The sequence below is a fragment of the Pseudomonas sp. B7(2017) genome (assembly GCF_002112745.1).
Lineage (GTDB): Bacteria > Pseudomonadota > Gammaproteobacteria > Pseudomonadales > Pseudomonadaceae > Aquipseudomonas > Aquipseudomonas ekonensis.
Genome location: NZ_NEIP01000002.1, coordinates 14,426 through 39,775, shown reverse-complemented (window position 1 = coordinate 39,775; position 25,350 = coordinate 14,426). Strand labels below are relative to the sequence as shown.

19 protein-coding genes are annotated in these 25,350 nt (G+C 64.5%); 5 read left to right on the top strand and 14 right to left on the bottom strand.

Annotated features, from left to right (window positions below):
* Nucleotides 1-106: 106 nt before the first annotated feature.
* Complete coding sequence (gene rpsI, locus CAG29_RS03745) at nucleotides 107-499, bottom strand: 30S ribosomal protein S9 (protein ID WP_085584816.1); 393 nt, start codon at nucleotides 497-499, stop codon at nucleotides 107-109.
* Nucleotides 500-513: 14 nt separating this feature from the next.
* A complete protein-coding gene (gene rplM / locus CAG29_RS03740; RefSeq protein WP_013789889.1) occupies nucleotides 514-942 on the bottom strand; it encodes a 50S ribosomal protein L13 in 429 nt (142 codons plus the stop codon).
* Nucleotides 943-1,186: 244 nt separating this feature from the next.
* On the opposite strand from rplM, the gene CAG29_RS03735 reads away from it, so the two are divergent.
* Complete coding sequence (locus CAG29_RS03735) at nucleotides 1,187-2,227, top strand: NADP(H)-dependent aldo-keto reductase (RefSeq protein WP_085693873.1); 1,041 nt, start codon at nucleotides 1,187-1,189, stop codon at nucleotides 2,225-2,227.
* 186 nt (nucleotides 2,228-2,413) lie between these two features.
* On the opposite strand, the gene CAG29_RS03730 is transcribed toward CAG29_RS03735, so the two are convergent.
* Nucleotides 2,414-3,550: an acyl-CoA dehydrogenase family protein gene (locus CAG29_RS03730; RefSeq protein ID WP_085584812.1), complete on the bottom strand. Its 1,137-nt coding sequence runs from the start codon at nucleotides 3,548-3,550 to the stop codon at nucleotides 2,414-2,416.
* Between the two features lie 247 nt (nucleotides 3,551-3,797).
* On the opposite strand from CAG29_RS03730, the gene CAG29_RS03725 reads away from it, so the two are divergent.
* Nucleotides 3,798-4,694, top strand: a complete 897-nt coding sequence (locus tag CAG29_RS03725; RefSeq protein WP_170929945.1) for a GlxA family transcriptional regulator — start codon at nucleotides 3,798-3,800, stop codon at nucleotides 4,692-4,694.
* A gap of 178 nt (nucleotides 4,695-4,872) precedes the next feature.
* Here the strand turns inward: CAG29_RS03725 and zapE are convergent, their stop codons facing one another.
* The 3 genes from zapE to CAG29_RS03710 all read right to left on the bottom strand — a co-directional run bounded on the left by zapE (nucleotide 4,873) and on the right by CAG29_RS03710 (nucleotide 8,067).
* The gene (gene zapE / locus CAG29_RS03720; RefSeq protein WP_085584808.1) at nucleotides 4,873-5,967 is read right to left on the bottom strand and encodes a cell division protein ZapE; all 1,095 of its coding nucleotides are present in this window, start codon (nucleotides 5,965-5,967) and stop codon (nucleotides 4,873-4,875) included.
* Nucleotides 5,968-6,057: 90 nt separating this feature from the next.
* The gene (locus CAG29_RS03715; RefSeq protein ID WP_085584806.1) at nucleotides 6,058-7,413 is read right to left on the bottom strand and encodes a tryptophan--tRNA ligase; all 1,356 of its coding nucleotides are present in this window, start codon (nucleotides 7,411-7,413) and stop codon (nucleotides 6,058-6,060) included.
* 24 nt (nucleotides 7,414-7,437) lie between these two features.
* Entirely contained in the window at nucleotides 7,438-8,067 is a 630-nt protein-coding gene (locus CAG29_RS03710; RefSeq protein WP_085584938.1) for an alpha/beta hydrolase, read from the bottom strand.
* A 144-nt stretch (nucleotides 8,068-8,211) separates the two neighbouring features.
* Between CAG29_RS03710 and CAG29_RS03705 the strand changes: the two genes are divergently transcribed.
* Nucleotides 8,212-8,646 carry a YhcB family protein gene (locus CAG29_RS03705; RefSeq protein WP_085584803.1) on the top strand — a complete coding sequence of 145 codons (435 nt, stop codon included), beginning with the start codon at nucleotides 8,212-8,214 and terminating at the stop codon, nucleotides 8,644-8,646.
* A 154-nt stretch (nucleotides 8,647-8,800) separates the two neighbouring features.
* Here CAG29_RS03705 and CAG29_RS03700 read toward each other — a convergent pair whose 3' ends face one another.
* Both CAG29_RS03700 and CAG29_RS03695 read right to left on the bottom strand, forming a co-directional pair.
* Entirely contained in the window at nucleotides 8,801-9,532 is a 732-nt protein-coding gene (locus CAG29_RS03700; RefSeq protein WP_085584801.1) for an OmpA family protein, read from the bottom strand.
* Nucleotides 9,533-9,645: 113 nt separating this feature from the next.
* Nucleotides 9,646-10,290 carry an MBL fold metallo-hydrolase gene (locus CAG29_RS03695; RefSeq protein WP_085584799.1) on the bottom strand — a complete coding sequence of 215 codons (645 nt, stop codon included), beginning with the start codon at nucleotides 10,288-10,290 and terminating at the stop codon, nucleotides 9,646-9,648.
* Between the two features lie 224 nt (nucleotides 10,291-10,514).
* Here CAG29_RS03695 and CAG29_RS28890 point away from each other — a divergent pair, with 224 nt between their 5' ends.
* Complete coding sequence (locus tag CAG29_RS28890; protein ID WP_085693872.1) at nucleotides 10,515-14,132, top strand: M10 family metallopeptidase C-terminal domain-containing protein; 3,618 nt, start codon at nucleotides 10,515-10,517, stop codon at nucleotides 14,130-14,132.
* Nucleotides 14,133-14,212: 80 nt separating this feature from the next.
* Here CAG29_RS28890 and CAG29_RS03685 read toward each other — a convergent pair whose 3' ends face one another.
* From CAG29_RS03685 to CAG29_RS03665, 5 genes are all read right to left on the bottom strand, one after another.
* Nucleotides 14,213-16,939 carry a LuxR C-terminal-related transcriptional regulator gene (locus CAG29_RS03685; protein ID WP_085693871.1) on the bottom strand — a complete coding sequence of 909 codons (2,727 nt, stop codon included), beginning with the start codon at nucleotides 16,937-16,939 and terminating at the stop codon, nucleotides 14,213-14,215.
* A 187-nt stretch (nucleotides 16,940-17,126) separates the two neighbouring features.
* Complete coding sequence (locus CAG29_RS03680) at nucleotides 17,127-18,491, bottom strand: DUF1329 domain-containing protein (protein WP_085584793.1); 1,365 nt, start codon at nucleotides 18,489-18,491, stop codon at nucleotides 17,127-17,129.
* A gap of 28 nt (nucleotides 18,492-18,519) precedes the next feature.
* Nucleotides 18,520-20,406, bottom strand: a complete 1,887-nt coding sequence (locus CAG29_RS03675) for a DUF1302 domain-containing protein (protein ID WP_085584791.1) — start codon at nucleotides 20,404-20,406, stop codon at nucleotides 18,520-18,522.
* Between the two features lie 339 nt (nucleotides 20,407-20,745).
* Entirely contained in the window at nucleotides 20,746-22,428 is a 1,683-nt protein-coding gene (locus CAG29_RS03670) for a fatty acid--CoA ligase (RefSeq protein ID WP_085584789.1), read from the bottom strand.
* A gap of 145 nt (nucleotides 22,429-22,573) precedes the next feature.
* Nucleotides 22,574-23,758, bottom strand: coding sequence for an MFS transporter (locus CAG29_RS03665; RefSeq protein ID WP_085640801.1), 1,185 nt, complete (start codon nucleotides 23,756-23,758; stop codon nucleotides 22,574-22,576).
* A gap of 84 nt (nucleotides 23,759-23,842) precedes the next feature.
* On the opposite strand from CAG29_RS03665, the gene CAG29_RS03660 reads away from it, so the two are divergent.
* On the top strand, nucleotides 23,843-24,616 hold the full coding sequence (locus CAG29_RS03660; RefSeq protein ID WP_085640799.1) for a helix-turn-helix domain-containing protein: 774 nt from the start codon (nucleotides 23,843-23,845) through the stop codon (nucleotides 24,614-24,616).
* On the opposite strand, the gene CAG29_RS03655 is transcribed toward CAG29_RS03660, so the two are convergent.
* The gene (locus tag CAG29_RS03655) at nucleotides 24,600-25,229 is read right to left on the bottom strand and encodes a LysE family translocator (protein WP_085629390.1); all 630 of its coding nucleotides are present in this window, start codon (nucleotides 25,227-25,229) and stop codon (nucleotides 24,600-24,602) included. The genes CAG29_RS03660 and CAG29_RS03655 overlap by 17 nt on opposite strands.
* Nucleotides 25,230-25,350 lie beyond the last annotated feature (121 nt).

Genomic DNA, 25,350 nt, shown 5'->3' with positions numbered 1-25,350 from the left:
CGGATGTGGCAAGTTGTCACAGCGCAATTCTTCAACAAATCGCAGGCATAAAAAAACGCCCGGTTCCATGAGGAAGCGGGCGTTCTTTTTGAACGTGGAAGCGGAATTAACGCTTCGAGTACTGCGGACGCTTACGCGCTTTACGCAGACCGACTTTCTTACGTTCAACTTCACGGGCGTCACGAGTGACGTAACCGGCTTTGCGCAGGGCGCTGCGCAGAGACTCGTCGTAGTCCATCAGGGCGCGGGTGATGCCGTGGCGGATTGCGCCAGCTTGACCACTCACACCACCGCCGATCACGGTGACGTACACGTCGAACTTCTCGACGGTTTCGGTCAGCTCCAGCGGCTGACGAACTACCATGCGGGCAGTTTCGCGGCCGAAGAAGGTGTCCAGCGAACGGTTGTTGATGGAGATGTTACCAGTGCCCGGACGCAGGAAAACGCGTGCGGTTGCGGTCTTGCGACGGCCAGTGCCGTAGTTTTGAGTCGCCGACATAATGAACTATTCCGTTAAATCTTCAGTTCTTGGGGCTGCTGAGCAGTATGAGGGTGAGCAGCGCCCGCATAGACTTTCAGCTTACGGTACATGTCGCGACCCAGCGGGTTCTTAGGCAGCATGCCTTTTACCGCGGTCTCGATCACGCGCTCAGGGGCCTTGGCGATCAGCTTTTCAAAGTTGATCGACTTGATGCCGCCCGGGAAACCGGAGTGGGAGTAGTACATTTTGTCGCTGGTTTTGGCGCCAGTCACACGAACCTGCTCGGCGTTGATCACGACGATGTAGTCGCCGGTGTCAACGTGAGGGGTGTACTCAGGCTTGTGCTTGCCACGCAGGCGGCTCGCGATTTCGGTGGCCAGACGACCCAGGGTCTGACCAGCAGCGTCGACGACAAACCAGTCGCGCTTTACTGTTTCCGGTTTAGCAGTAAAAGTTTTCATTCTTTATAGCCTCAGGGGCCGCCCGTAAATAAGACGGCGGATCTTACTGAATAGTGCGTACTTTGACAAGTCAAAGGCAGCCGGATACAGACGCTTTCGGGGGCTCGGGTCGGCGCGTCCGTTCAACGGCAAGATTCTTCGGCGGCGGCGCATCACTTCCACTGCAGAAAGAGGTGGGCAATTATCCAGATTGCGAAAAAAAATTCAACCTGCTTTTATGGCTCCTTTGCCCAAGGAGCACCCGATGGACTATCGCCAGCTAGGCCGCACCGACCTGAACGTGAGCGCAATCTGCCTCGGCACCATGACCTGGGGCGAGCAGAACACCGAAGCCGAAGCCTTCGCCCAGATCGAACGGGCCAAGTGCGCCGGGATCAATTTCATCGACACCGCCCAGATGTACCCGGTGCCGCCCAAGGCCGACACCTACGCCACCACCGAGCGCTACATCGGCAATTACTTCAAGACGCGCGGCGACCGCGCCGATTGGATCCTGGCGAGCAAGATCGCCGGCCCCGGCAACACCATCGACTACATCCGCGACAAGAACCTGCGCCACAACCGCCGGCACATCACCGAGGCGGTGAACGCCAGCCTCGAACGCCTGCAGACCGACTACATCGACCTCTACCAGCTGCACTGGCCGGAGCGCAGCACCAACTTCTTCGGCCAGCTCGGCTACAAGCACAAGACCGAAGCCAACCTCACGCCGCTGGAAGACACCCTGGAGGCGCTCGACGAACAGGTGCGCGCCGGCAAGATCCGCCACATCGGCCTGTCCAACGAAACCCCGTGGGGCACCATGCGTTTCCTGGCCCTGGCCGAAGCCCGGGGCTGGCCGCGCGCCGTGTCGATCCAGAACCCCTACAACCTGCTCAACCGCAGCTTCGAGGTGGGCCTGGCGGAAGTCGCCATCCGCGAACAGTGCGGCCTGCTGGCCTATTCGCCGCTGGCGTTCGGCTTCCTGTCGGGCAAGTACGAAGGCGGCGCACGCCCGCCGAAGGGCCGCCTGAGCCTCTACAGCCGCTTCAGCCGCTATTTCAACCCGCAATCGGAAGCGGCCTGCAGCCGCTACGTGGCCCTGGCCCGCGAGCACGGGCTGGATCCGGCGCAGATGGCCCTTGCCTTCGTCAATCAGCAGCCGTTCGTCACCAGCAACATCATCGGCGCCACGACGCTGGAGCAACTGGACAGCAACATCGCCAGCTTCGACCTGAAGCTGTCCGACGAAGTGCTGGAAGGGATCGAGGCAATCCACAAGGACCATCCGAACCCGGCGCCTTGACCGGCAGATGAACCGCCATCGCGGGCAAGCCCGCTCCCACAGGGAACTGCATTCCAATGCGGGAGCAACTGCCTTGTCCTGAACTGGCGCCATCGCCAGCAGGCTGGCTCCCACAGTGTTGCGGGCAACACCGACCACTGTGGGAGCGGGCTTGCCCGCGATGACGATCCGGCAGTCGCCTTACATTCAAAGCGAACGCGCAATGATCTCCTTCATGATTTCGTTGGTGCCGGCATAGATCCGCTGCACCCGCGCGTCCGCCCATGCCCGGGCCACCGGGTATTCCCACATGAAGCCGTAACCGCCATGCAGTTGCACGCACTCGTCGAGCACCTTGCATTGCAGGTCCGTGCCCCAGTACTTGGCCATCGCCGCCGTCGGCACGTCGAGCTTGCCCTGCAGGTGCAGTTCCAGGCAGCGGTCGACGAACACCCGGCCGATCTGGATCTCGGTGGCCATCTCGGCCAGCTTGAAGCGGGTGTTCTGAAAGTCGGCGATCGACTTGCCGAACGCCTTGCGGTCACGGGTGTAGTCCAGCGTCCATTGCAGCGCCGCCTCGGCCGACGCCAGCCCGCCGATGGCCACCGTCAGGCGTTCCTGCGGCAACTCCTGCATCAGGTAGGCGAACCCGGCGCCCGCCTGCCCCAGCAGGTTTTCCTTCGGCACGCGCACGTCCTGGAAGAACAGTTCGGAGGTGTCCTGGGCCTTCATGCCGACCTTCTCCAGGCGCTTGCCCTTGTCGAAGCCCGGCGTGCCGGCCTCCACCAGAAACAGGCTGGTGCCCTTGGCCCCGGCCTTCGGGTCGGTCTTGGCGACGACGATCACCAGATCCGCGAGATAGCCGTTGGTGATGAAGGTCTTCGAGCCGTTGATCACGTACTCGTCGCCGTCCAGCACCGCGGTGGTCTTGACCCCTTGCAGGTCGGAACCCGCCCCCGGCTCGGTCATGGCGATGGCGCTGACCATTTCGCCGGAGACCAGCTTCGGCAGGTATTTCTGCTTCAGCGCCTCGCTGCCGTAATGCAGGATGTAGGGCGCGACGATGTCCGAATGCAACGAGAACCCGATGCCGGTCAGCCCCAGCCGACCGACCTCTTCGATCACCACCGCACTGTAGAGGAAGTCCGCCCCCAGCCCGCCGTACGCCTCCGGCAGGTGCGAGCACAGCATCCCCGCCTCCCCCGCCTTGTTCCACAGATTGCGGTCGATGTAGCCTTGCTTCTCCCACTGTCCATGGAACGGCACGGCCTCTTTCTGGAGGAACGTACGCACGCTGTCGCGGAACAGTTCGTGCTCGGGACTGAACAGGGTTCTGGGGATCATGCGGCACCTTTTTCTTTATTGTTGAAAGGATCGAGCCTTCAGAGACTAAGCCCCGCTCCCGATACAGGACACTGGACACATCCGACAAAAAATAAGACGATCCAGCCGTCTGATGACCACTTTCCCTTATAAAAACAAAAGTTGAATTATGTCTAAGCAAGTCTCCACGCCCTTGCGGCGCGTCAGCATCCTGGCGATCGACCGGGTTTTCGCCTCCACCCTCATGCAAGCCAAGGACTTCTTCCACCTGGCCAGCCTGCGCTACGGCAAACAACTGGGCCACGGCCTGACGCCGGCGTTCGAAACCCGCCTGGTCAGCCCCGACGGCAAACCGGTGAACAGCTTCAGCGACGTGATCATGCCGGTGGACGGCGGCCTGGAGAACACCGACGTCATCATCCTCCCGGCGTTCTGGGACGACTTCGAGACCCTGTGCAAACGCTACCCGCAGGTGCTGCCGTGGCTGCGCGAACAGCACGCCCGCGGCGCGGTGCTCTGCGGCGAGGCGACCGGGGTGTTCTGGCTGGCGGAGGCCGGTTTGCTCAACGGCAAGGAAGCGACCACCTACTGGCGTTTCTTCAACGCGTTCGCCGAGCGGTTCCCGCAGGTCTACCTCAACCAGGACAAGCACCTGACCGACGCCGACAACCTGTACTGCGCCGGCGGCACCACCTCGGCCTGCGACCTCTACATCTACCTGATCGAGCGCTTCTGCGGCGCCAACGTGGCGCAGGCCGTGGCCCGGGACATCCTCTATGAAGTGCAGCGCAGCTACTCGCCGGGCCGCATCGGCTTCGGCGGCCAGAAGCTGCACCAGGACGTGATCATCCTGCAGATCCAGCACTGGCTCGAAGAGCATTTCGCCGACAAGTTCCGCTTCGAGGACGTGGCCCGCGAGCATGGCATGAGCATCCGCAACTTCATGCGCCGCTTTCAGACCGCCACCGGCGACAAGCCCCTGCATTACCTGCAGCGGCTGCGCATCGAGACCGCCAAGGGGCTGCTGTCCGGCAGCCGCAAGAGCATCAAGACCATCAGCTACGAAGTCGGCTACGACGACGCGAGTTTCTTCGCAAGGTTGTTCCGCCAGCATACCGAGCTGTCGCCGAACCAATACCGGCAGCAGTTCCAGCAGGCGGCCTGACCTCGCAGGTCAGCACAACATGTGGGAGCGGGCTTGCCCGCGAAGAGGGAGTGTCAGCGAAGAAACCATCGACTGACACGACGCCTTCGCGGGCAAGCCCGCTCCCACAGGGTACGCGGTGACTTCGAATACAAAAAAGGGCCTGCGATTGCAGGCCCTTTTCATGTTCCGGATCGCGTTACGGCTTGTGCGCCCGCGCGAGGAATTCGTGCGACTGCATCTCCAGCAGACGGCTCAGCGTGCGCTGGAACTCGAACGTCAGGCGCCCGCCGGTGTACAGGTCCTTCAGCTCCACCTCGGCGGAGATGATCAGCTTGACGTTGCGGTCGTAGAACTCGTCGACCATGTTGATGAAGCGGCGGGCGATGTCGTCGGTGGTGACGCTCATCTGCTCCACGCCGCTGAGCAGCACGGCATGGAAGATCTTGCCCAGTTCGATGTAGTCGTTCTGGCTGCGCGGGCCGTCGCACAGTTCGCGGAAGTCGAACCAGGCCACGTCGTCGCAGGTGCGCAGCGCACGGATTTCGCGGTTTTCGATGATCAGCACATCGTTTTCCACCGCGGCGGTGCATTCCGGGGTCAGCGCACGGAAGCTCTTGCGCAGGCTTTCGTGGGCGGCCTCGTCCAGCGGGTAGTGGAACAGTTCCGCCTGTTCGAGGTGGCGCAGGCGGTAGTCGACGCCGCTGTCGACGTTGACGATCTCGGTGTTCTGCTTGATCAGCGCGATGGCCGGCAGGAAGCGCGCGCGCTGCAGGCCGTCCTTGTACAGGCCGTCCGGCACGATGTTCGAGGTGGCGACCAGGGACACGCCGTTCTTGAACAGCTCTTCCATCAGGGTGCCGAGGATCATGGCGTCGGTGATGTCGGAGACGAAGAACTCATCGAAGCAGATCACCCGCGATTCGGCGGCGAAGCGCTTGGCGATGATGGTCAGCGGGTTCTTCTCGCCGCCCAGGGTCTTCATCTCTTCGTGCACGCGCTTCATGAAGCGGTGGAAGTGAGTGCGGGTCTTTTCCTTGAACGGCAGCGCCTCGAAGAAGGTGTCCACCAGGTACGTCTTGCCGCGGCCCACGCCGCCCCAGAAGTACAGCCCCTTGACCGGTGCCTGATCCTTCTTGCCGAACAGTTTGCCCAGCAGGCCCGGCTTGTTCTGCTCGGCGGCGATCAGATCGTCGTACAGCCGCTGCAGATGACGCACGGCGGTTTCCTGGGCGGCGTCATGGAAAAAGTCCGGACGTTTCAGATCAGCTTGATATCGTTCTAGGGGCGTCATAATTCGTTAGCAAGGCAACAAAAACGGGCCGACACTGTAGCGACGGCCCCGGGGAATGGCAATCGGCCCTTGGTCGGGCCGAACCGTTGTTTATTCCTGAACCGGCGTCAGCGCGATCCGCAGCGCCTCGACCGCCGCATCCCGCGCAGCGGCGTCGGCGAACGCCGGGCTGTCGCCGACGCACTCACCTTCCAGCCACACGCTGAACGCCAGGCCTTCGCTGCGCACATCCAGCGCCTGACCCGATTGCAGTTGCTTGGTCACCTGGCCCGCCGCCTTGCCGTCGGCGAAATTGCGCGACAGCAGCAGTTGCTCGCCGTCCGCTGCCAGCAGACGGAAGCGGAAGCTGCCGTCGTCCTCGCGAAAACTGACGAACCGTGCGGCTTTGGCGGCTTTCTTCTTGGTGGTCGCGGCCGCTTGCGCCTGATTGACGAACGAACGCAGGCCGACGGCCTCGCGCAGTTCGTTGAGGAACGGCGTGGCCACCGCACGGGCCTTTTTCGCGCCGTGCTGCAGGATGTCTTCCAGGTCCGCCGGACGCTCGATCAACTGGTGATAGCGCTCGCGGGACTCGCCCAACTGGCCGTCGAGCAACTGGAACAGGCGGCTCTTCGCCTCACCCCAGCCCAACCCCTGCAGCAGGTCGCTGCGGAACTCGTCGGCCTGCGCCGGGGTGGCGAACGCCTGGAACAGGGTGAACAGGTGCGAGTTGTCCGGATCCTTCGCCTCGCCCGGCGCCCGGGAGTCGGTGACGATCCGCGAGATCGCATCCTTCATGTCCTTGGCGCTGGAGAACAGCGGGATGGTGTTGTCGTAGCTCTTGGACATCTTGCGGCCGTCGAGGCCCGGCAGCGTGGCGACGCTTTCCTCGATCTGCGCCTCGGGCAGGGTGAAGAACTCCTTGCCCTGGCCGAACAGGTGGTTGAAGCGCTGGCCGATGTCACGGGCCATTTCGACGTGCTGGATCTGGTCGCGGCCGACCGGCACCTTGTGCGCGTTGAACATCAGGATGTCGGCGGCCATCAGCACCGGATAGCTGTACAGCCCCATGGTGACGCCGGCGTCCGGGTCTTCGCCGGCCTCGACGTTCTTGTCCACCGAGGCCTTGTAGGCGTGGGCGCGGTTGAGCAGGCCCTTGGCGGCGACGCAGGTCAGCAGCCAGGTCAGCTCGGGGATTTCCGGGATGTCGGACTGGCGATAGAACGTCACGCGGTCCACATCCAGGCCGCCGGCCAGCCAGGTCGCGGCGATCTCCAGGCGCGAACGCTGGATGCGCAGCGGGTCGTCGCACTTGATCAGGGCGTGATAGTCGGCCAGGAAGTAGAACGAATCGGCGTTCGTGTCACGGCTGGCGACGATCGCCGGGCGGATGGCGCCGGCATAGTTGCCCAGGTGCGGCGTGCCGGTGGTGGTGATGCCGGTGAGGATGCGGGTACGGTTCGTCATGGGTAATCGCTTGTCAGACTGCAATCAATTCGAGAGACGCGGCAGGATCAGATCCTTGAGATCGGTCAGCTTGCCATGAAAAAAGTGTCCGCATTCTGCCACTTTCAGCAGCTCATGGGGGCGCTGGAGTTTGCCGGACCATTCGTAGACCAGCTGCGGATCGATCACTTCGTCGGTTTCCGGCTGAATCACCGTCAGTTCGCCTTGATGCGGCAGCAGATCCTGCTCGCCCAGGCGCATCACCGCCGGCGCGACCATGAACAAGTGCTTGAGCGTCACGCCCTGGGCCTCAAGGCGCCCGCCGAGGCTGGCCGCCACGAACCCGCCGAAGGAAAAGCCGAACAGGGTCAGCGGCAGCTCCGGGTGCTTTTCCCGCAGCCAGGCGGCAGCGGCCCAGGCGTCGTCGACCTCGCCGCTGCCCATGTCGTGGCTGCCTTCGCTGGCGCCGACGCCACGGTAGTTGAAGCGCAGGGTGATCAGGCCGGCGTCGCGCGCGGTGCGCTGCAGGGTCGAGACGACCTTGTTGAGCATCGTGCCGCCCTGCACCGGGTTCGGGTGGCAGATCAGCGCGATGCCGCGCGGCTGTTCGTTGTCCAGGTACAGGGCTTCAAGTTGACCGACAGGGCCGGCAATCGCTACAGGGGTTTCACGCATCAGCAAGGAAGGAACTCCGTGACCTCGGATCGGGTCGACTCGTCTAGCAAATTGTCTGTGCCGATCTATTGCGAGTGAATCGCGGTATACAGCGCAGGTTCGAGCCGTTAACGTAAAGCAAAGCCGTTTATAGAGGAAGGACTCGTGGAACACTCGCTCTTAGTTTGGTTGTTGCCGACTCTTGCCCTGGTTGTGGGTGTAGCCATCGGTTTCCTGATCGCTCGCGTTGCGCCGAACGCCGCGCCGAGCCGCACGCAGCGTCAGCTGGATGACATCCAGGAACGTTTCGACAGTTATCAGAACGAAGTGGTGACCCACTTCAACAGCACCGCGAACCTGGTCAAGAAGCTGACCCAAAGCTACCAGGAAGTGCAGGATCACCTGGCCGAAGGCGCCAACCGCCTGGCCCTGGACGAACAGACCCGCCAACGCCTGCTGGCTTCGCTGCACGCCGAAGCGAGCCAGGCGCCACGGGAACGCCTGACCCCGCCACGGGACCAGGAGCCGCCGCGGGACTACGCGCCGAAGGCGCCGAACTCGCCGGGCATGCTCGACGAGCATTACGGCCTGAAGAAGTAAGCGGCCTCCGCTCCAAGCGAAAAGCCCCCGGACATGCGAGTGTCCGGGGGCTTTTTTGTGTCCGGCGTCTTCGGTGTCGGTCACGACCCCATCGCCGGCCACACAAAAAAATGCCCGATCACCAGGATCGGGCATTTTTCATTCGGCCGTCGGGTTACGGATACTGCTGAACCGTGCCCGGCTGCTGCTGACCCCCGTACTGCTGACCCGGAATCGCCTTCAGGTTGACCTCGACCCGGCGGTTCTGCGCCCGGCCGTTGACGTCGCCGTTGCTGGCGATCGGGTTGTCCGGGCCGGCGCCCCGGGCCGACAGGTTGGCGCCGCTGACGCCTTGCGACGTCAGGTAGGTCGCCACGCTCTGCGCACGGCGCTGGGACAGGTCCATGTTGTGCTGGCGGCTGCCGGTGCTGTCGGTGTAGCCGACGATCTCGATCTGGTTCTGGTTGAACTCCTTCAGGGAGCTGGCCAGGTTGTTGAGCGGCTGATAGAAGCTGGAGGCGATGTTCGCCGAATCGGTGGCGAAGGTGATGTTGCCCGGCATGATCAGCTTGATCTGATCGCCCTGGCGCTGCACCTCGACGCCGGTGTTGGCCATGCTGGCGCGCAGTTTCTTCTCTTGCTGGTCGGCGTAGTAGCCGTAACCGGCCGCCGAGGCGCCGACCACGGCGGCGCCGATCAGGGCACCCTTGCCGCGGTTGTTGTGGTCGATCGCCGCACCGGCCAGGGCGCCGGCCAGGGCACCGAGGCCGCCGTACTTGGCGGTCTTGCTCATGCCCTGGGAGCCGCCGTCGGCCTGGCCCTGGTTGTCGTACGGGTTGGGCGAGGCGCAGCCGGACAAAACGGCCACGGCGGTGGCGACAATGATCAAACGACGGGTGGTGAACATGGAGTGCTCCTACATTTGCATTCTGTTGTGCAGCGGCCATTGGCAAAAGACCCGTGCGGGCGTTGGATCATGGCAATGGGCAAAAATTCCGCCGTGCACTCATGACAAAATGTTTAGGCGCGCACGAAGGGGTTTTCACGCATCTCGTCGCCCAGCCGGGTGTCCGGGCCATGTCCCGCCACCACGGTGGCGTCTTCGTCCAGGGTGTACAGCCGCTGCTTGATCGATCGCACGATGGTCGCCTGATCGCCGCCCCACAAGTCCGTGCGTCCCACTCCGCGACGGAACAGCGTGTCGCCGGCAATCAACAGCTTAGCCTCGGAAAACCAGAAGCTCATGGAACCTGGCGTATGCCCCGGAGTGTGCAGCGCGACGCCGCAGCCGCAGGCCAGCTCTTCGTCGTCCTCGAGCCAGCGGTCCGGCGACGGCACCGGGGTGTACGGCACGCCGAACATCTGGCATTGCATCTCCAGGTTGTCCCACAGGAACTGGTCGTCCTTGTGCAGGTGCAGGGTGGCGCCGGTCTTTTCCTTCATCTGGCCGGACGCCAGGAAGTGATCGAGATGGGCATGGGTGTGGATGATGCTGACCACCTTCAGCCCCAAGGCGTCGAGGCGCGCCATGATCCGGTCCGGATTGCCGCCGGGGTCGACGACGATGGCCTTTTTCGTGATCGGATCGCCGATGATCGTGCAGTTGCATTGCAGCGGGCCGACAGGAAAGGTTTCGCGGATGAGTTGGGGCTTGATGGCGGTCATGGGAAGTCCTGTGTGTTCGTGGGCCTGCCGGGCGCGACGCACGGTCGGCAATGGCGCTCAGGATTCTACGCCACCAGCCGATAGAGAACCTCCGGTCAGATTTTTGGCGCCATGAATAAAAAAATAGTGGCCAATTGATGCCAGTCGCCCGGTTTCTAATGCAAAATTGCACTTTGTAGCGGCCACATTTTCAGGAAGGGCCGCAGCCTACTCAGGAAATCCGCATGCCCCGCCCTACTGGTTACACCGATGCTACGTTCGCCTCGCTGACTGGCGTCAAACCCGTCGACAGTCTCATTTCCGGCTACAAATGGGAAAGCACCAAGTGGTGGTCGCCAACAGCCGTAACCAGTCTGACGTACAGTTTCATTGTGCCGGGCACTTCCGTCTTCGCCCCCAACTACAGCCCCGACAACGAGCCCAAGGCCGCCTATGCGCTGACCGACGCGCAAAAGACGGCGGTGACCGCGGCGCTGGGCGCCTGGTCCGCCGTGGCCAACATCACGTTCCAATTGACGGGCGAATCGTCGACAAGCGTGGGCGACCTGCGCTTCGGCGGCTACACGCTGCTGGACAGCGGCTCCGCAGCTTGGGCCTACACGCCGTACGAAACCCCCAACGCCGGCGACGTCTGGATCGGCCCGAACACCAATGAGCCATCGCCCGACAAAGGCACCTACGATTTCATGACGTTCGTCCATGAGATCGGCCATGCGATCGGCCTCAAGCATTCGTTCGCCCCGTCGGTTTACAACAGCATCACGCTTGATCCGCAGCTCGATGACGCGGGCTTCACGATCATGAGCTACAACAACAACTATTCCTATCTGCCGACCACCCCCATGGTGCTCGACATTCTGGCGATCCAGAGCCTGTACGGCGCCAATACCCAATGGGCGACCGGCAACAACGTCTACTCCTGGGCACCGACGCAGTCCGTGTTCGAAACCATCTGGGACGCCGGCGGCATCGACACGATCGATGCCAGCAACCAATTGGCGGCCGTCAGCATCAACCTCAACGAAGGCCAGTACAGCAAGATCGGCAAGGCCTTCACCGATCAGGCGGGCAACACCTTCAACCAAGGGCTGGCCATTGCCTTCGGCGCGAAGATCGAAAACGCCACCGGCTCGGCATTCAACGACACCCTGACCGGCAATGCCCTGGACAACACCCTCAACGGCGGCGCCGGCGCGGACATCATGGAAGGCGGCGCCGGCAACGACAGCTATGTCGTCGACAACGTCGGCGATGTGGTCATCGAGCAGGGCCCTTCGGCCAGCGACGTCGATTCGGTGTACTCCTACATCGACTACACCCTGGGCGCCAACCTGGAGAACCTCAACCTGGTCGGCGGCGCCCTCAACGCCACCGGCAACTCGCTGAACAACATCCTCCGGGGCACCGACGGCAACAACGTGCTGGACGGCGGCGCCGGCGCCGACCTGATGATCGGCGGCCTGGGCAACGACATTTACATCGTCGACAACGTCGGCGACGTGGTCAGCGAGACCAGCACCCTGGCCAGCGAGATCGACACCGTCCGCGCATCCGTAAGCTACGCCCTCAGCGCCAACGTGGAAAACCTCACCATGACCGGCGCCGGCAACATCTACGGCATCGGCAACGCGCTGAACAACGTCATCATCGGCAACGACGGCGACAACCAACTGGTCGGCGGCGCGGGCCTGGACACCCTGATCGGCGGCAAGGGCAACGACGCCTACGGCATCGACCAGGTCGGCGAGCTCGCCCTGGTCCAGGAACTGGCCAACGAAGGCACCGACCGCCTGGAGATCTCGTTCAACGCGACCGCCCAGAGCACCATCGACCTGAACCAGAGCAACCTGCAGAATTTCGAAGACGTCGCCATCATCGGCGCCGGCGACTTCTCCCTCTTCGGCAACGCCCAGAACAACACCCTGATCGGCAACGCCGGCAACAACACCCTCAACGGCGGCGCCGGCGCGGACACCCTGATCGGCGGCGCCGGCAGCGACAGCTACGTCATCGACAACGTCGGCGACGTGATCATCGAGCAGGGCCCGTCGGCCACCGACGTCGACTCGGTGTACTCCTACATCGACTACACCCTGGGCGCCAACCTCGAGAACCTCAACCTGGTCGGCGGCGCCCTCAACGCCACCGGCAACGCCCTGAACAACGTCCTGCGGGGCAACGACAACGACAACCGCCTGATCGGCGGCGCCGGCCTGGACATCATGATCGGCGGCAAGGGCAACGACACCTACGGCCTCGACCAGGCCGGCGAGCTCGCCCTCGTCCAGGAACTGGCCAACGAAGGCACCGACCGCCTGGAGATCTCGTACAGCGCGACCGCCCAGAGCAGCACCGTCGACCTGGGCCTGGCCAACCTGCAGAACGTCGAGGACGTCACCCTCCTCGGCGCCGGCGACTTCACCGTCTACGGCAACGCCCTGAGCAACACCCTGATCGGCAACAGCGGCAACAACACCCTCAACGGCGGCGCCGGCGCGGACACCCTGATCGGCGGCGCCGGCAGCGACAGCTACGTCATCGACAACGTCGGCGACGTGATCATCGAGCAGGGCCCGTCGGCCAGCGACGTCGATTCGGTGTACTCCTACATCGACTACACCCTGGGCGCCAACCTCGAGAATCTCAACCTGGTCGGCAGCGCCCTCAACGCCACCGGCAACTCGCTGAACAACACCCTCAGGGGCACCGACGGCAACAACGTGCTGGACGGCGGCGCCGGCGCCGACATCATGATCGGCGGACTGGGCAACGACACCTACATCGTCGACAACGTCGGCGACGTGGTCAGCGAGACCAGCACCCTGGCCAGCGAGATCGACACCGTCCGCGCCTCCGTGAACTACACCCTCAGCGCCAACGTCGAGAACCTCACCCTGACCGGCACCGGCAACATCTACGGCATCGGCAACGAGCTGAACAACGTCATCATCGGCAACGACGGCGACAACCAGCTGGTCGGCGGCGCGGGCCTGGACACCCTGATCGGCGGCAAGGGCAACGACGCCTACGGTATCGACCAGGTCGGCGAGCTCGCCCTGGTCCAGGAACTGGCCAACGAAGGCACCGACCGCCTGGAGATCTCGTTCAACGCGAGCGCCCAGAGCACCATCGACCTGGGCCTGGCCAACCTGCAGAACGTCGAAGACGTCGCGCTCGTCGGCGCCGGCGACTTCAGCGTCTACGGCAACGCCCTGAACAACACCCTGATCGGCAACAGCGGCAACAACACCCTCAACGGCGGCGCCGGCGCGGACACCCTGATCGGCGGCGCCGGCAGCGACAGCTACGTCATCGACAATGTCGGCGACGTGATCATCGAGCAGGGCCCCTCGGCCACCGACGTCGATTCGGTGTACTCCTACATCGACTACACCCTGGGCGCCAACCTGGAGAACCTCAACCTGGTCGGCGCCGCCGTCAAGGCCACCGGCAACTCGCTGAACAACGTTCTGCGGGGCAACGCCGGCAACAACGTGCTGGACGGCGGTGCAGGCGCAGACACCCTGTTCGGCGATGCCGGGGCGGACACGTTCGTGTTCCGTGCCGTCAATGAAATGGGGATCGGCGCCAACCGCGACGTGATCAGCGACTTCAGCAGCCTGCAAGGCGACAAGATCGACCTGACCCAGTTCGATGCCAACCTGCTGCAGAGCGGCATGAACGGCTTCACGTTCATCGGCGCCAACGCCTTCACCGGCGCCGGTCAGCTGCGCTTCGTCGATCACGTGCTGTCGGGCAACGTCAGCGGCAACGCCGGCGCCGATTTCGAGATCATGCTGGTCGGCGTCAACAGCTTCAGCGCCAACGATCTGGTGTCCTGATCGCCTCGCGGCTGTGACTGAACGAAAAACGCCCCGACCGGTTCGGGGCGTTTTTCATTGGGGGGACTGCGCTGGACCGCTCAGGCCAGCACACCCAACGCCTTGGCCCGCGCCACGGCCTGGGTGCGCCGCTCCACGCCCAGCTTGCTGTTGATGTGGCTGGCATGGGTCTTGACCGTGTGCAGCGAAATGAACAGCTGTTCGCTGATTTCCTGGTTCGAGCAACCTTGGGCGATCAGCCGCAGCACCGCCAACTCGCGGGAACTCAACAGCTCGGCCGCCGGAGCCTCCAACGCCGCACGCGCAGGGGCCGGCGGGAACAGCTCCAGCAATTGCCGGCCCAGCGGGCTTCCGGTCAGTTGGCTGCGCAACCAGTCCGGGTGCTCGTCGAACAGTTGTCCGAACGGCTGCAGCACACCGCCGGCGGCCGCTTCGAGGGCCTGGCTCAAGGCCTTGCGCGCTTCAGGCTCCCGCCCGCCGCCCAGCAGCACGGCGACCTTCTGCGTCAACGCCATCACGCTGAGCAGCTGCCGCCCGGTTTGCTGGCCGTTTTCCAGCAACACGTTCAGCCGGCCTTCGGCGAGCATCGGCTGCCCTTGAATCACATCCAGCAAGGCCTGCTGCAATTCGACATGCAACGGCAACTGCGGATGGAACTCCGGCGGCGCCGCGGCGCGTTCGCCTGTGTAGGTCTGCCCCAGGCGCGCCAGCCAGGCCTCGGCCAGGTCGGTGCGCCCCTGCGCCAGCCACAGTTCGCATTTGACCAGGGTGATCATCGCCAGGTAATAGATCGGCGGAACGTCCCAGATGTGCATCAGCCGCTCGGCTTCGGCCAACTCGGCGAAGGCCTTGGCGAATTCGCCGCCGCTGCCCTCCAGCCGGGCGATCACACAGTGGCCGATCAGCACGCTGATGTCGCGGCAGGCCCGCGCCTCGCTCAGGCCGGCCTGCAGCCGTACCCGCGCCGCCCGGGGTTGCAGGCGCATGGCCAACAGAAAACCTTCGTACAGCGTCAGCCGGGCCCGCACGGCGTACAGGCGCTGCGTCGACAGCCCGCGCAGGCGCTCAAGCCCCTGGTGCACTTCATCGAGCGCCCGCAGGATTTCCCCCCGGGCCTGCAGCACCCGCGCCCGGTCATAGTGGGTCAGGGCCTCGAACAACGGATTGCCGACCCGCTGCGCCAGCTCCAGGGACTCGCGGTTCAGGCGCCGGGCCTGCCAGAGGTCGCCGTCGGCGATCGCCAGGTTGGACAGGGTCGAGAGGCACATCAGCCGTTGCCCGTAGCGCTTTTCAGGAAGGCTCTCCAACGCTTCGCTGCAGTATTGGCGTGTCAGCTCGCGCCGGCCGCGGCCCCGGGCGATGATCCCGCTCAACGCCAGCCATTGCGCCAGCATGGATTTCTGGGCGGTGGCCGACGGTGCCGGCAGGAAGCGGCTGAGGTGGCTGGCCAGTTCCTCGGCGGCATCGAGCTGGCAAGCCAGGCCCAAGGCCCAGCTGTACAGCACGATCAACCGCGGCGTGCTGATCAGCAGGCTGTCGGGCAGGTCCATCTTCCAGCGCAGCAGCATGCCGACGTTCTGCTCGGCCAGCAGTTGCTCCTCGGACAGGTTCTGCACCAGGTTCGCCGCCACGTCCAGGTGCCCGGCGCGCAGGGCCTGCTCCACCGCCTCGTCCAAGAGGCCCTGGGCGTTGAACCAGCGGCAGGCGCGCAGGTGCAAGGTGGCCGGCGGCACCATGGCATGGGCGGCAGGCCGGCTGCGCAACAGGTCGGAAAACAGGTGATGGTAACGGTACCAGTGGCCGTGCTCATCCAGCGGCACCAGGAACACCTGATGCGCCAGCAGGTAGCGCAGGATCTCGGCGCTGTCGTGGGCTTCGCGCACGGCATCGCACAGCTCGCTGCAGAAGCGCTCCTGCGGCGCGGTGTCGAAGAGGAAAGCCTGCACGTCCGCCGGCAGGCAGTCGATCACCTCCTCCAGCAGGTAGTCGCGGATCAGCCCTTCCCCGCCGTTCAAGGCCTGCGGCAGCGCCGCTTCGTTGCCGGCCCCGGCCGCCGCCAGCAGCCAGAAACGCAAGCCGGCGACCCACCCTTCGCTGCGCTGGATCAGGTTCTCCACCGCCTCGCCGCGCAAGGCGCTGCTGTGGCGGTCGAGCAAGGCCAGCGCCTCGTCGCGGGTCAGGCGCAGGTCCTGCTCGTTGAGTTCCAGCAGTTGCCGCGACAGGCGCAGGCGCGCCAGGTGCCAGTCCGGCCGCTGGCGGCTGGTGACCATGACCAGCAGGCCGTCGGGCAAATGGTTGAGGAAAAATTGCAGGCAACGGTCGAGCACCGGCCCCTGGGCAAGGTGGTAATCGTCGAGCACCAGCAGCAGCGGCGCCGAAGGATCGAGCTGCAGCGCCAGTTCGTCGAGCAGGCCGTCCAGCCACTCTTCGAAGGCGAACGGCTGATGACGCTGACGCATTTTCAGCAGCCCCAGCGCCCGGCTGCCCAACTGCGGGAAAAAGTCCTGCAGGCCTTCAAGCAGGCGTTCGAGGAAACGCCCCGGATCGCTGTCCCGCGGGCTCAGGCCCAGCCACAGGCTCTGCCAGTGCGCCGGCAGGCTCTGGCAGAACTCCACCGCCAGCGAACTCTTGCCGAAACCGGCCGGGGCGCTGACCAGCAACAGCCGCCCGCCGAGGCCGGCGCGCAGGCGCTCGCACAGGCGCGGGCGCAATACATGGCCGTCAGGCAGCGGCGGACGGAAGAAACGGCCGTCCAGTGCCGCGACGGCAACGCTTGCGGGATCCGGTAGCGGGGACAGATCAGTCATGGCCGGCTCTTGTTCGAATGGCTGTTGGCGGCGTGGCAGATGTCCGCAGACTAGCCGTAAACGAAGAGGGATTGAAGGCGGTTGCTACAAATGGCTACAAAAAGGCTACGGAAAAAGCCACAGGCAAAAAAAACGCCCCGAACCGGTCGGGGCGTTTCCACGAGGATGCGGCCTCGTTTGCAGCGGTTTAGCGGATGCCGTCCTGACGCAGCGCGTTCGGCGTGAAGTCGGCGGTGGTGGCGGTGAAGCCGAAGTCATACGCCGACTTCTCTTCGTTCTTCATGCCCAGCGCCAAGTAGCGGCCGGACTGCAGGTCGTAGAGGGTCTCCAGGGTGTACCACGGTACCTGGACGTTGTAGTAGTTCTGCGAATGGGCTTCGGCCACGCGCCACAGCTGGTTGCGGCCGTCGTAGTGGTCGATCACCGCCGCCTGCCAGGTGTCTTCGTCGATGAAGAAGTCACGTTTGGCGTAGATGTGGCGCTGGCCTTCCTTCAGGGTCGCGACCACATGCCAGACGCGGCGCAGCTCGTAGCGGGCCAGGTCCTGGTTGATGTGGCCGGCCTTGATGATGTCGGCGTACTTGAGCTTCGGATCGTCGAGCTTGTAGCTGTCGGAGGCGATGTACATCTCTTTCTTGCCTTCGAGCTTCCAGTCGTAGCGGTCCGGCGCACCGTTGTACATGTCCAGGTTGTCGGAGGTGCGCAGACCGTCCGCCGCGGTGCCCGGGCCGTCATAGGACACCTGCGGCGCCCGGCGCACGCGGCGCTGGCCGGCGTTGTAGACCCACGCCGAACGTGGTTCCTTCACCTGGTCGAGGGTCTCGTGCACCAGCAGCACGCCACCGGCCAGACGCGCCGGCGCGGTCACTTTCTGCTTGAAGTAGAACAGGATGTTGCCCGGGTTGGCCGGATCGTAGTCCTTCATCTTGTCGCGGAACACGAACTGGTCCTGGAAGTACACCAGGCTGAACGAGCCGTTGGCCTGCGGCGTGGCCTGGGTCACCAGACGGGTCACGCTGCCGCCGCGGTAGCGGGTGATGTGGTTCCAGATGACTTCCACGCCGCTCTTCGGAATCGGGAACGGCACGGCGGTGTCGAAGTTCTCCAGGCCGTTGCCGCCGGACACCAGGTTGGTGCTGGTGGCGTTCTTCTTGATCGCGGCGAACACGGCGTCCGGCACGGTGGCGCCGCGGTGGGACGGGTAGACCGGCATCTTGAAGGTGTCCGGGTAGCGCTTGAACATCGCGTACTGGCCCGGCGCGAGCTTGTCCTTGTACTGCTCGACGTTCTGCGCGGTGATGGTGAACAGCGGCTTCTCGCTGGCGTACGGGTCGGACAGGAACCCCTTGCTGTCGACGGTGCCGGCGTTCTTCGGCATCGGCTTCCAGGCCGGGATCGAACCGTCGGCGTTGCCGGCCATTTCGGCGCCCATCGGGGTCAGGCTCTTGCCCAGCTTGTCCGCTTCGGCGGCGGGCACCGCCGCCATGACGCCGGTCGCCAGCAGCGACAGGCCCAGAACACCGGCGTGGAACAGACTCTTTGTTATTTTCATAAATTCGTTCGTCCTGAAGATGCAGTGCTTAGAAGTTCACGCCGAAGCTGAGGGCCACGAAGTCGCGGTCATCCACGGTGGTGTACTTGCCGTCGAAGAAGTTGGTGTAGGCCAGGCTCGCGGTGTAGGTGTTCTGGTACTCGGCGTCGAGGCCCAGGCTGATGGCCTTGCGGCCTTCCTCGAAGTTGCCGCCAGGGCCTGGCGAGTAGCCGCTCACGTCGTGGGACCAGGCCACGTTCGGCTTGAGGTTCACGCCGGCGAACACGTCGTTGTATTCCCAGATCGCCCGGCCGCGGTAGCCCCACGAGGTCGAGGTGGTGAAGCCCTCGTTGGTGCAGTTGCGGCTGCGGTTGTTGGTCGGGGTGCCGGGGCCTGCGCCGTTGATGGTGCTGGTGTTGAGCGCCACGCAGGTGTCCACCGGACCTGTGAACGGCAGTTCGCCCGGGCCGTAGACCGGATCGCGGCCGTAGCGCACGTCCGAGGTGCTTTCCAGGCCGCCGACGTGGGTCACGCCCACTTCGCCCACCAGGGTCAGGCGGCTGGCGCCCATCACCTGATCGAAGAAGTGCGTCAGGGTGGTCTGGAACTGGGTGATTTCCTTGCGGCGGTAGCCGTGCAGGTCCTGGCCCGGAACGCCGTTGAGCAGCGAAGCGTTGGTCAGGGCGCCGCCCAGCGGCCGCACGCCGGCGAACAGGATGTCGGTGGAGTTCAGCTGCACCGGCGCGTTCGGCCGGTAGCTGATCTCGCCGCTCCACGCCGTGCCGGTGGGCAGGGTGGTGGAGAAGCTCAGCCCGTAGAGGCGGATGTCCTCAGGGTATTCGACGAAGTACTGCGAGTTGCCCGCCACCAGCAGCGGCCCGAGCGCGGCGAACGGCCCCGGCAGCCCGCGCGCGGTGTTGTACACCGACTGCGGCGCGCCGGTGGCGCTGAAGATCGGCGCACGGCTGTGGTAGTTCATGAAGTAGGCGCCGAATTCGGTGTCCAGCGGCTCGAACATGTACTTCAGGGACGCGCCCCACTGGCCGCCGTCACGGGCGTCCCGGTCGCCGCCGCGGCGCACCAGCACGCCTTCCTCGTTGACGTCGACGCCGTTGGCCGCCAATGGCCCCAGGGCGATGGCCGGGATCTGCGAACGCTTGTTCAGCACGCGCAGGTTGTTGTCGCAGCCGTCGGCGATGATGTCCGGCTGGGAGAAGAAGGTGCCGCAGTTGTCGACGACGGTCTGGTCCCATTCGATCTGGTAGAAGGCATCGGCCGACAGGTTGTCGGTCAGACTCTGGGACACGTAGAACATGTTGACCGGGATCAGGCCTTCCTTGATCTCGGCGCCCGGACGGCGGAACGCGGAGACGTCGATCGGGTTGATCGAGTTGATGCCGCCGCCGATGAAGGTGCTTTCGCCCCAGCTCACCACCTGCTTGCCCAGGCGCACGGAGCCCGGCTGATCGGCGATCGAGTAGTTGTGGTAGACGAAGGCGTCGAGGATCTGGCCGCCGGCGGACTTGGCGCCTTCCTTGCGGTTGTTGTCGCTGATGTCCTTGAACTCGCGGCTTTCGTCCTTGAGCTCGAAGTCGTACCAGTACTTGCCCCGGACGAACACCCCGGTGTCGCCGTATTTCAGCTCCAGGTCATGGATGCCCTTGAAGATCTTGGAGAAGGTCTCGCCGCTCTTGAAGTTGGCGTGGCCGTCGTCGGAGGTCTGGGAGAGGCCGTGGCCGCCGTTGTTGACGCCGATGAGGTTCTTGTTCGGCTGCTGGGTCGACCAGCTGGCCCCGATCGACAGGGAGGAGTCGAACTGGCCTTCGATTTCACCGACGTTGAAGCTGACGCCGAATGCAGGCCCGGCGAGCGTGGAGGCGAGACTGACGGCCAGAGGCAGTTTAGCCCGGCGCCAGAACTGGTTAGCTGAATTCATCGACGCTACTCCATGTGCATTATTGTTATGGCAGTGAGTACTTTTAAAAACGCCTGAAGGACCGGACGCCAGGGCTGCCCGAATTCGCTTCAAATTGCATCGCCCCAAATGTGTGCGCGTGTGCCCCGTTCTTAAAAATCCTTGAGCGGACTATAGCCAGCAGGGGGTATCGCTTGATCCCTCTAAAGTGTGATTTGCAGCTGCCGGCCACTCTGGAACAGTCCTTTCGCCAGGCCGACCCATGTCGGCACGGCAAGGATGGCTGAAAATTCGGATTTCACAAGCCAAGCGCTTGCTTGGGGGTGTCTGGCGCGCCGTTTGCGGCGCGCCAGGGGACGCTCAGAGCGTGGAGAGGAAGGCGCTGTTGTTGGTCTGCCACTCGGTGATGTCGAGGCGGATGCGCTTCTTGTCGAGCTTGCCGACGCTGGTCTTGGGAATTTCGGTAACAAGGGCGATCTGGCTCGGGATCGCCCATTTGCTCAGGTGCCCCAGCTCGACGAACGGCTTGAGGTGTTCCTTGAGCTCCCGCGCCCCGATCTCATGCCCCTCGCGGACCACCAGCAGGGCAAACGGCCGCTCGCCCCACTGCGGATCGGGAATGCCCACCACCGCTACTTCGCGTACCGCGACGTGACGGCTGATCAGGTCTTCGAGGTCCAGCGAGGAGATCCATTCGCCGCCGGTCTTGATCACGTCCTTGATGCGGTCGCGGATGTCGATCACGCCCATGCCGTCCAGCGTCGCGACGTCACCGGTGTGCAGCCAGCCGCCGGCCCACAGCTCGGCGCCCTTCTGCGGCTCGTTGAAGTAGCCCTCGGTCAGCCACGGCGCACGCAGCACCAGCTCGCCCTGGGTCTCGCCGTCCGCCGGGAGGAAGTTGCCTTCGGCGTCGACGATGGCCGCCTCCACCAGCGGCCCCGGCACCCCGGCCTTGATCCGGTAGGTGGTGCGCTCGTCTTCGCTGCCGGCCATCAGTTCGTCGTTCAGGTGCGCGCAGGACACCAGCGGCCCGGTCTCCGACATGCCGTAGGCGGCGGTCAGCTGAATGCCGCGGGCCTTGGCGGTCTCATACAGGGAACGGTTGAGCGCGCTGCCGCCGATGACGATTTTCCAGCCGCCGAAATCGGTGCCCTGGGCGCCCTTGGCGTTGAGCACCATCTGCAGGATGGTCGGCACGCAGTGGGAGAAGGTGACCTTTTCCTTGCGCCACAGCTCGACCAGGAACTCCGGATCGTAGCGCCCCGGATAGACCTGCTTGAGCCCGAGCATGGTCGCCACGTACGGCAGGCCCCAGGCATGCACGTGGAACATCGGCGTGATCGGCATGTACACGTCGTTGGTGCCCAGCAGCCGCACGCTGTCGATGGCGCCCATGATGGTCGACACGCCCATGGTGTGCAGCACCAGTTGCCGGTGGGTGAAGTACACGCCCTTCGGGTTGCCGGTGGTGCCGGTGGTGTAGAAGGTGGTGGCCACCGAGTTCTCGTCGAAATCCTGGAAGTCGTAGCGCGGGCTGGCGGCGGCCAGCAGTTGCTCGTACTCGCCGACAAGGTTGGGCAGGTCGGCGGTCTTCTCCGGCAGATCCGTCAGCAGCAGGGTCTTCTCCACCGTGGTCAGGTGCGGCGCGATGGCCCGGTACAGGCCGGTGAACTCACTGTTGACCAGCACGAAGCGGTCCTCGGCGTGGTTCATCGTGTAGAGGATCTGCTCCGGCGACAGGCGCACGTTGATGGTGTGGATCACCGCGCCGATCATCGGGATGGCGAACATGCATTCCAGGTAGCGATGGCTGTCCCAGTCCATCACCGCCACGGTGTCGCCGGCCTTCACGCCCGCCGCCGTCAGCACGTTGGCCAGCCGCGCGACCCGTTCGATCAGGGTCGGGTAGCTGTAGCGCAGCTGGTCGCGGTAGACAATCTCGCGGGTCTTCTCGTAACGGGCGCCGGACATCAGCAGCCGTTTGATCAGCAGCGGGTACTGGTACGCCCCTTCGGCGGGCGGGATGACGCGGGTCTGCAACATAGGAATCCCTTTTCTGACGGCACGGTGTTGGCATTAGAGCTCTACTCTAGAACTGTTGCGTGACAGTCAAATCAGCCAAAGGAATGATTTGCAGAGCGGCGCAAATGCTAGCTTTGCGCCAGCATTTGCGATGGTTCGAACCGGCTCAAGCCATTTGTCCGACAGCCTCTTCCGAAGGCGTGCGTGGGAAAACCGCTGCGGCAAGGAAGGTCAAGGCGCCAAAACCGGCGAGAATCAAGTAAAGGCCCGCGAAGCCATGGCGCGGTTCGACATAGGCGATCAGCGGGATCGCCGTCGCGCTGGCGCCGAACGACAGGCAGTAGCGCAAAGCGAACACCCGGGCCTGCCAGTGCGGCGCGACGAAGTTGGCCACCATCGAATCGTTCACCGTGACCTGACCGAACACCACGAACATGAACGCCGCACCGACGGCGATCACCGCCCAACCATCGACCCAGGCCAAGGCCAGCAACAACGGTGCCTGGCACAGGGTCAACACCACGAACGGCCATTTCAGGCTGATCCGGTGCAGCACCCGACCGATGCTCAACTGCGCCACCGCGCCGAAGGCGTAGGCCAGGCTGACCACCACCCCGAGGGTCTGCGGCGAGGCGGCCCATTCATGCAAGCGCTCCTGGAACAGCTTCGGGTAGGTCATGGTGGTGGCGTTGAACACCACCCCGCCGGTGGCCGTGGCCAGCGCCAGCACGCCGAACACCATCGCCATGGAGATGCGCTGGCCCCCGGCACTCTTGAGCGCAGCGTGGGCACGCACCGGAATCGGTTCGTCACGCACATGGAGGGCAAACCCGATGCCCAGGGCGATGGCCACCGCACCTGGCACCAGGAACGCCGCACGCCAGCCGAACTGCGCCACCAGCAACCCGGTGACCAGCGCCGAGAACGCCACCCCCAGGTTGCCCCACATGCCGTTGATGCCGATCTCGCGACCGCGGTTCTGCGCATAGGCCACCAGCATCGCCGTGCCCACCGGGTGGTAGATCGCGGCGAAGACACCGGTCAGGGTCAGGCCTGCCACCAGCATCGCGGGGCTTGCGCTCAGGCCGGTGAACATCGCCGAGGCGCCGATGCCGAAAAAGAACACCAGCATCATGTGGCGCCGGCTCCAGCGGTCACCGAGCCACCCGGCCGGCAGCGAGCAGGCGCCGAAGGCGATGAAGCCGCCCAGCGACAGGCCGATCAGCGCGGCGTAGTCGAGCCCGAAGGCTTGGGTCATGCCGAGCACGGCGGCGGGGAAGATCAGCATGAACATGTGATCGATCACATGGGCTGCGTTGATGTAGCGGATGACGGTGGCGGATCGGTTCATGGCGGCACGCTTGATGTTGTTGTGAGCGGCTATGCTAAGTTGGCGAAAAAGCGCAGACCTGACAATCAAGTCATCGAACCAGACATGTTAATCAGCCATTTCGAACACGGCCCGGTGAGCGCCTACCCCCGGGACTACCTGGACGGCGCCCACCAGCCCTTGCACCTGCACCGCGAGGCGCAGTTGCTGTATGCGGTGCGCGGGGTGATGCGGGTGGTCACGGCCCAAGGCGCCTGGGTGCTGCCGCCGACCCGTGCGGTGTGGATCCCGCCCGAGGTCGCGCACGAGATCTTCATGTCCGGCGACGTGCAGATGCGTTCGCTGTTCATCGCCCCGGAGCTGTCGCCGGCCAGCCTCCAGCAGTGCTGTGTGCTGGCGGTCACGCCGTTGCTGCGCGAACTGATCCTGCGCGCCGTGCAGGGCCCGCCCCACGCGGACAATCCGCTGATCCAGCAACTGATGCTGCAGGAGCTCGCCGGCCTGGAGAACCTGCCGCTGCACATTCCGATGCCCGCCGACCGGCGCCTGCAAGGCATCTGCCTGGCGCTGCTGCAGACCCCCGACCACCCCAACACCCTGGAGGACTGGGCGCAGCAGGCCGGGGCCAGTTCACGGACGCTGGCGCGCCTGTTCCAGCAGCAGCTGAAGATGAGTTTCAACGCCTGGCGCCAGCAACTGCGCCTGATGGAAGCCCTGCCCCGCCTGCTCGCCGGGGACAGCGTGCAGCGCGTGGCGCAGGACCTGGGTTACGGCAGCGCGCGGGCGTTCAGCGCGATGTTCCGCCGTTTGCTCGGGGACAATCCCCGGGAGTACCTCAACGCCCTCAACCAGCTCGGGTCGATCAGTGCATCTCGGTGAAGGCCAGCTTCACGCCGATGGCGATCAGCACCGCGCCCATGGTGCGGTCGAACCAGTGGCCCATGCGGGCGAAACCGGCGCGCACACGCTGCTGGCTGAACAGCAGGGCCACCAGGCAGAACCAGGTCGCGGTGGCCGCCGCCAGGTAGAGGCCGTAGCCGGCCTGCACCGCCAGCGGCGTGTGCGGGTTGATCACCACGGTGAACAGCGACAGGAAAAACAGCGTGGCCTTGGGGTTCAGCCCGTTGGTCACGAAGCCTGAGGTGAACGCGCCGCGGGCGGTGCGCTCGCCGGCCTCCTTGTGCAGATCATCGGTGACGGCCGGCGCCGGTTGCGCGCGCAAGGCCTTGTAGCCGATGTACAGCAGGTACGCGGCGGCGGCCCATTTCAGGGCGTTGAACAGCACGATCGACTGCGACACGATCAGGCCGATGCCCAGCAGCGAGTAACCCACGTGCAGGAAAATCGCCGTGCCCACGCCCAGCGCCGTCCAGGTGCCGGCGCGCCGGCCGTGGGTCACGCTCTCGCGCACCACCACGGCGAAATCCGGGCCGGGGCTGGCCACGGCCAGCAGGTGGATCAGTGCAACGGTCAAGAACTCGGTCCAGTACATGGGGACTCCTTTGGGTCGAATCGGGCGGATCCGCAGAGCAGAGCCCCCAGCGGGGCGGGCTTCAGCCGTTGCGTATCAATTTGTTTCATCTGGTAGGCTCGGCAGATTACGCCTTCCGTTC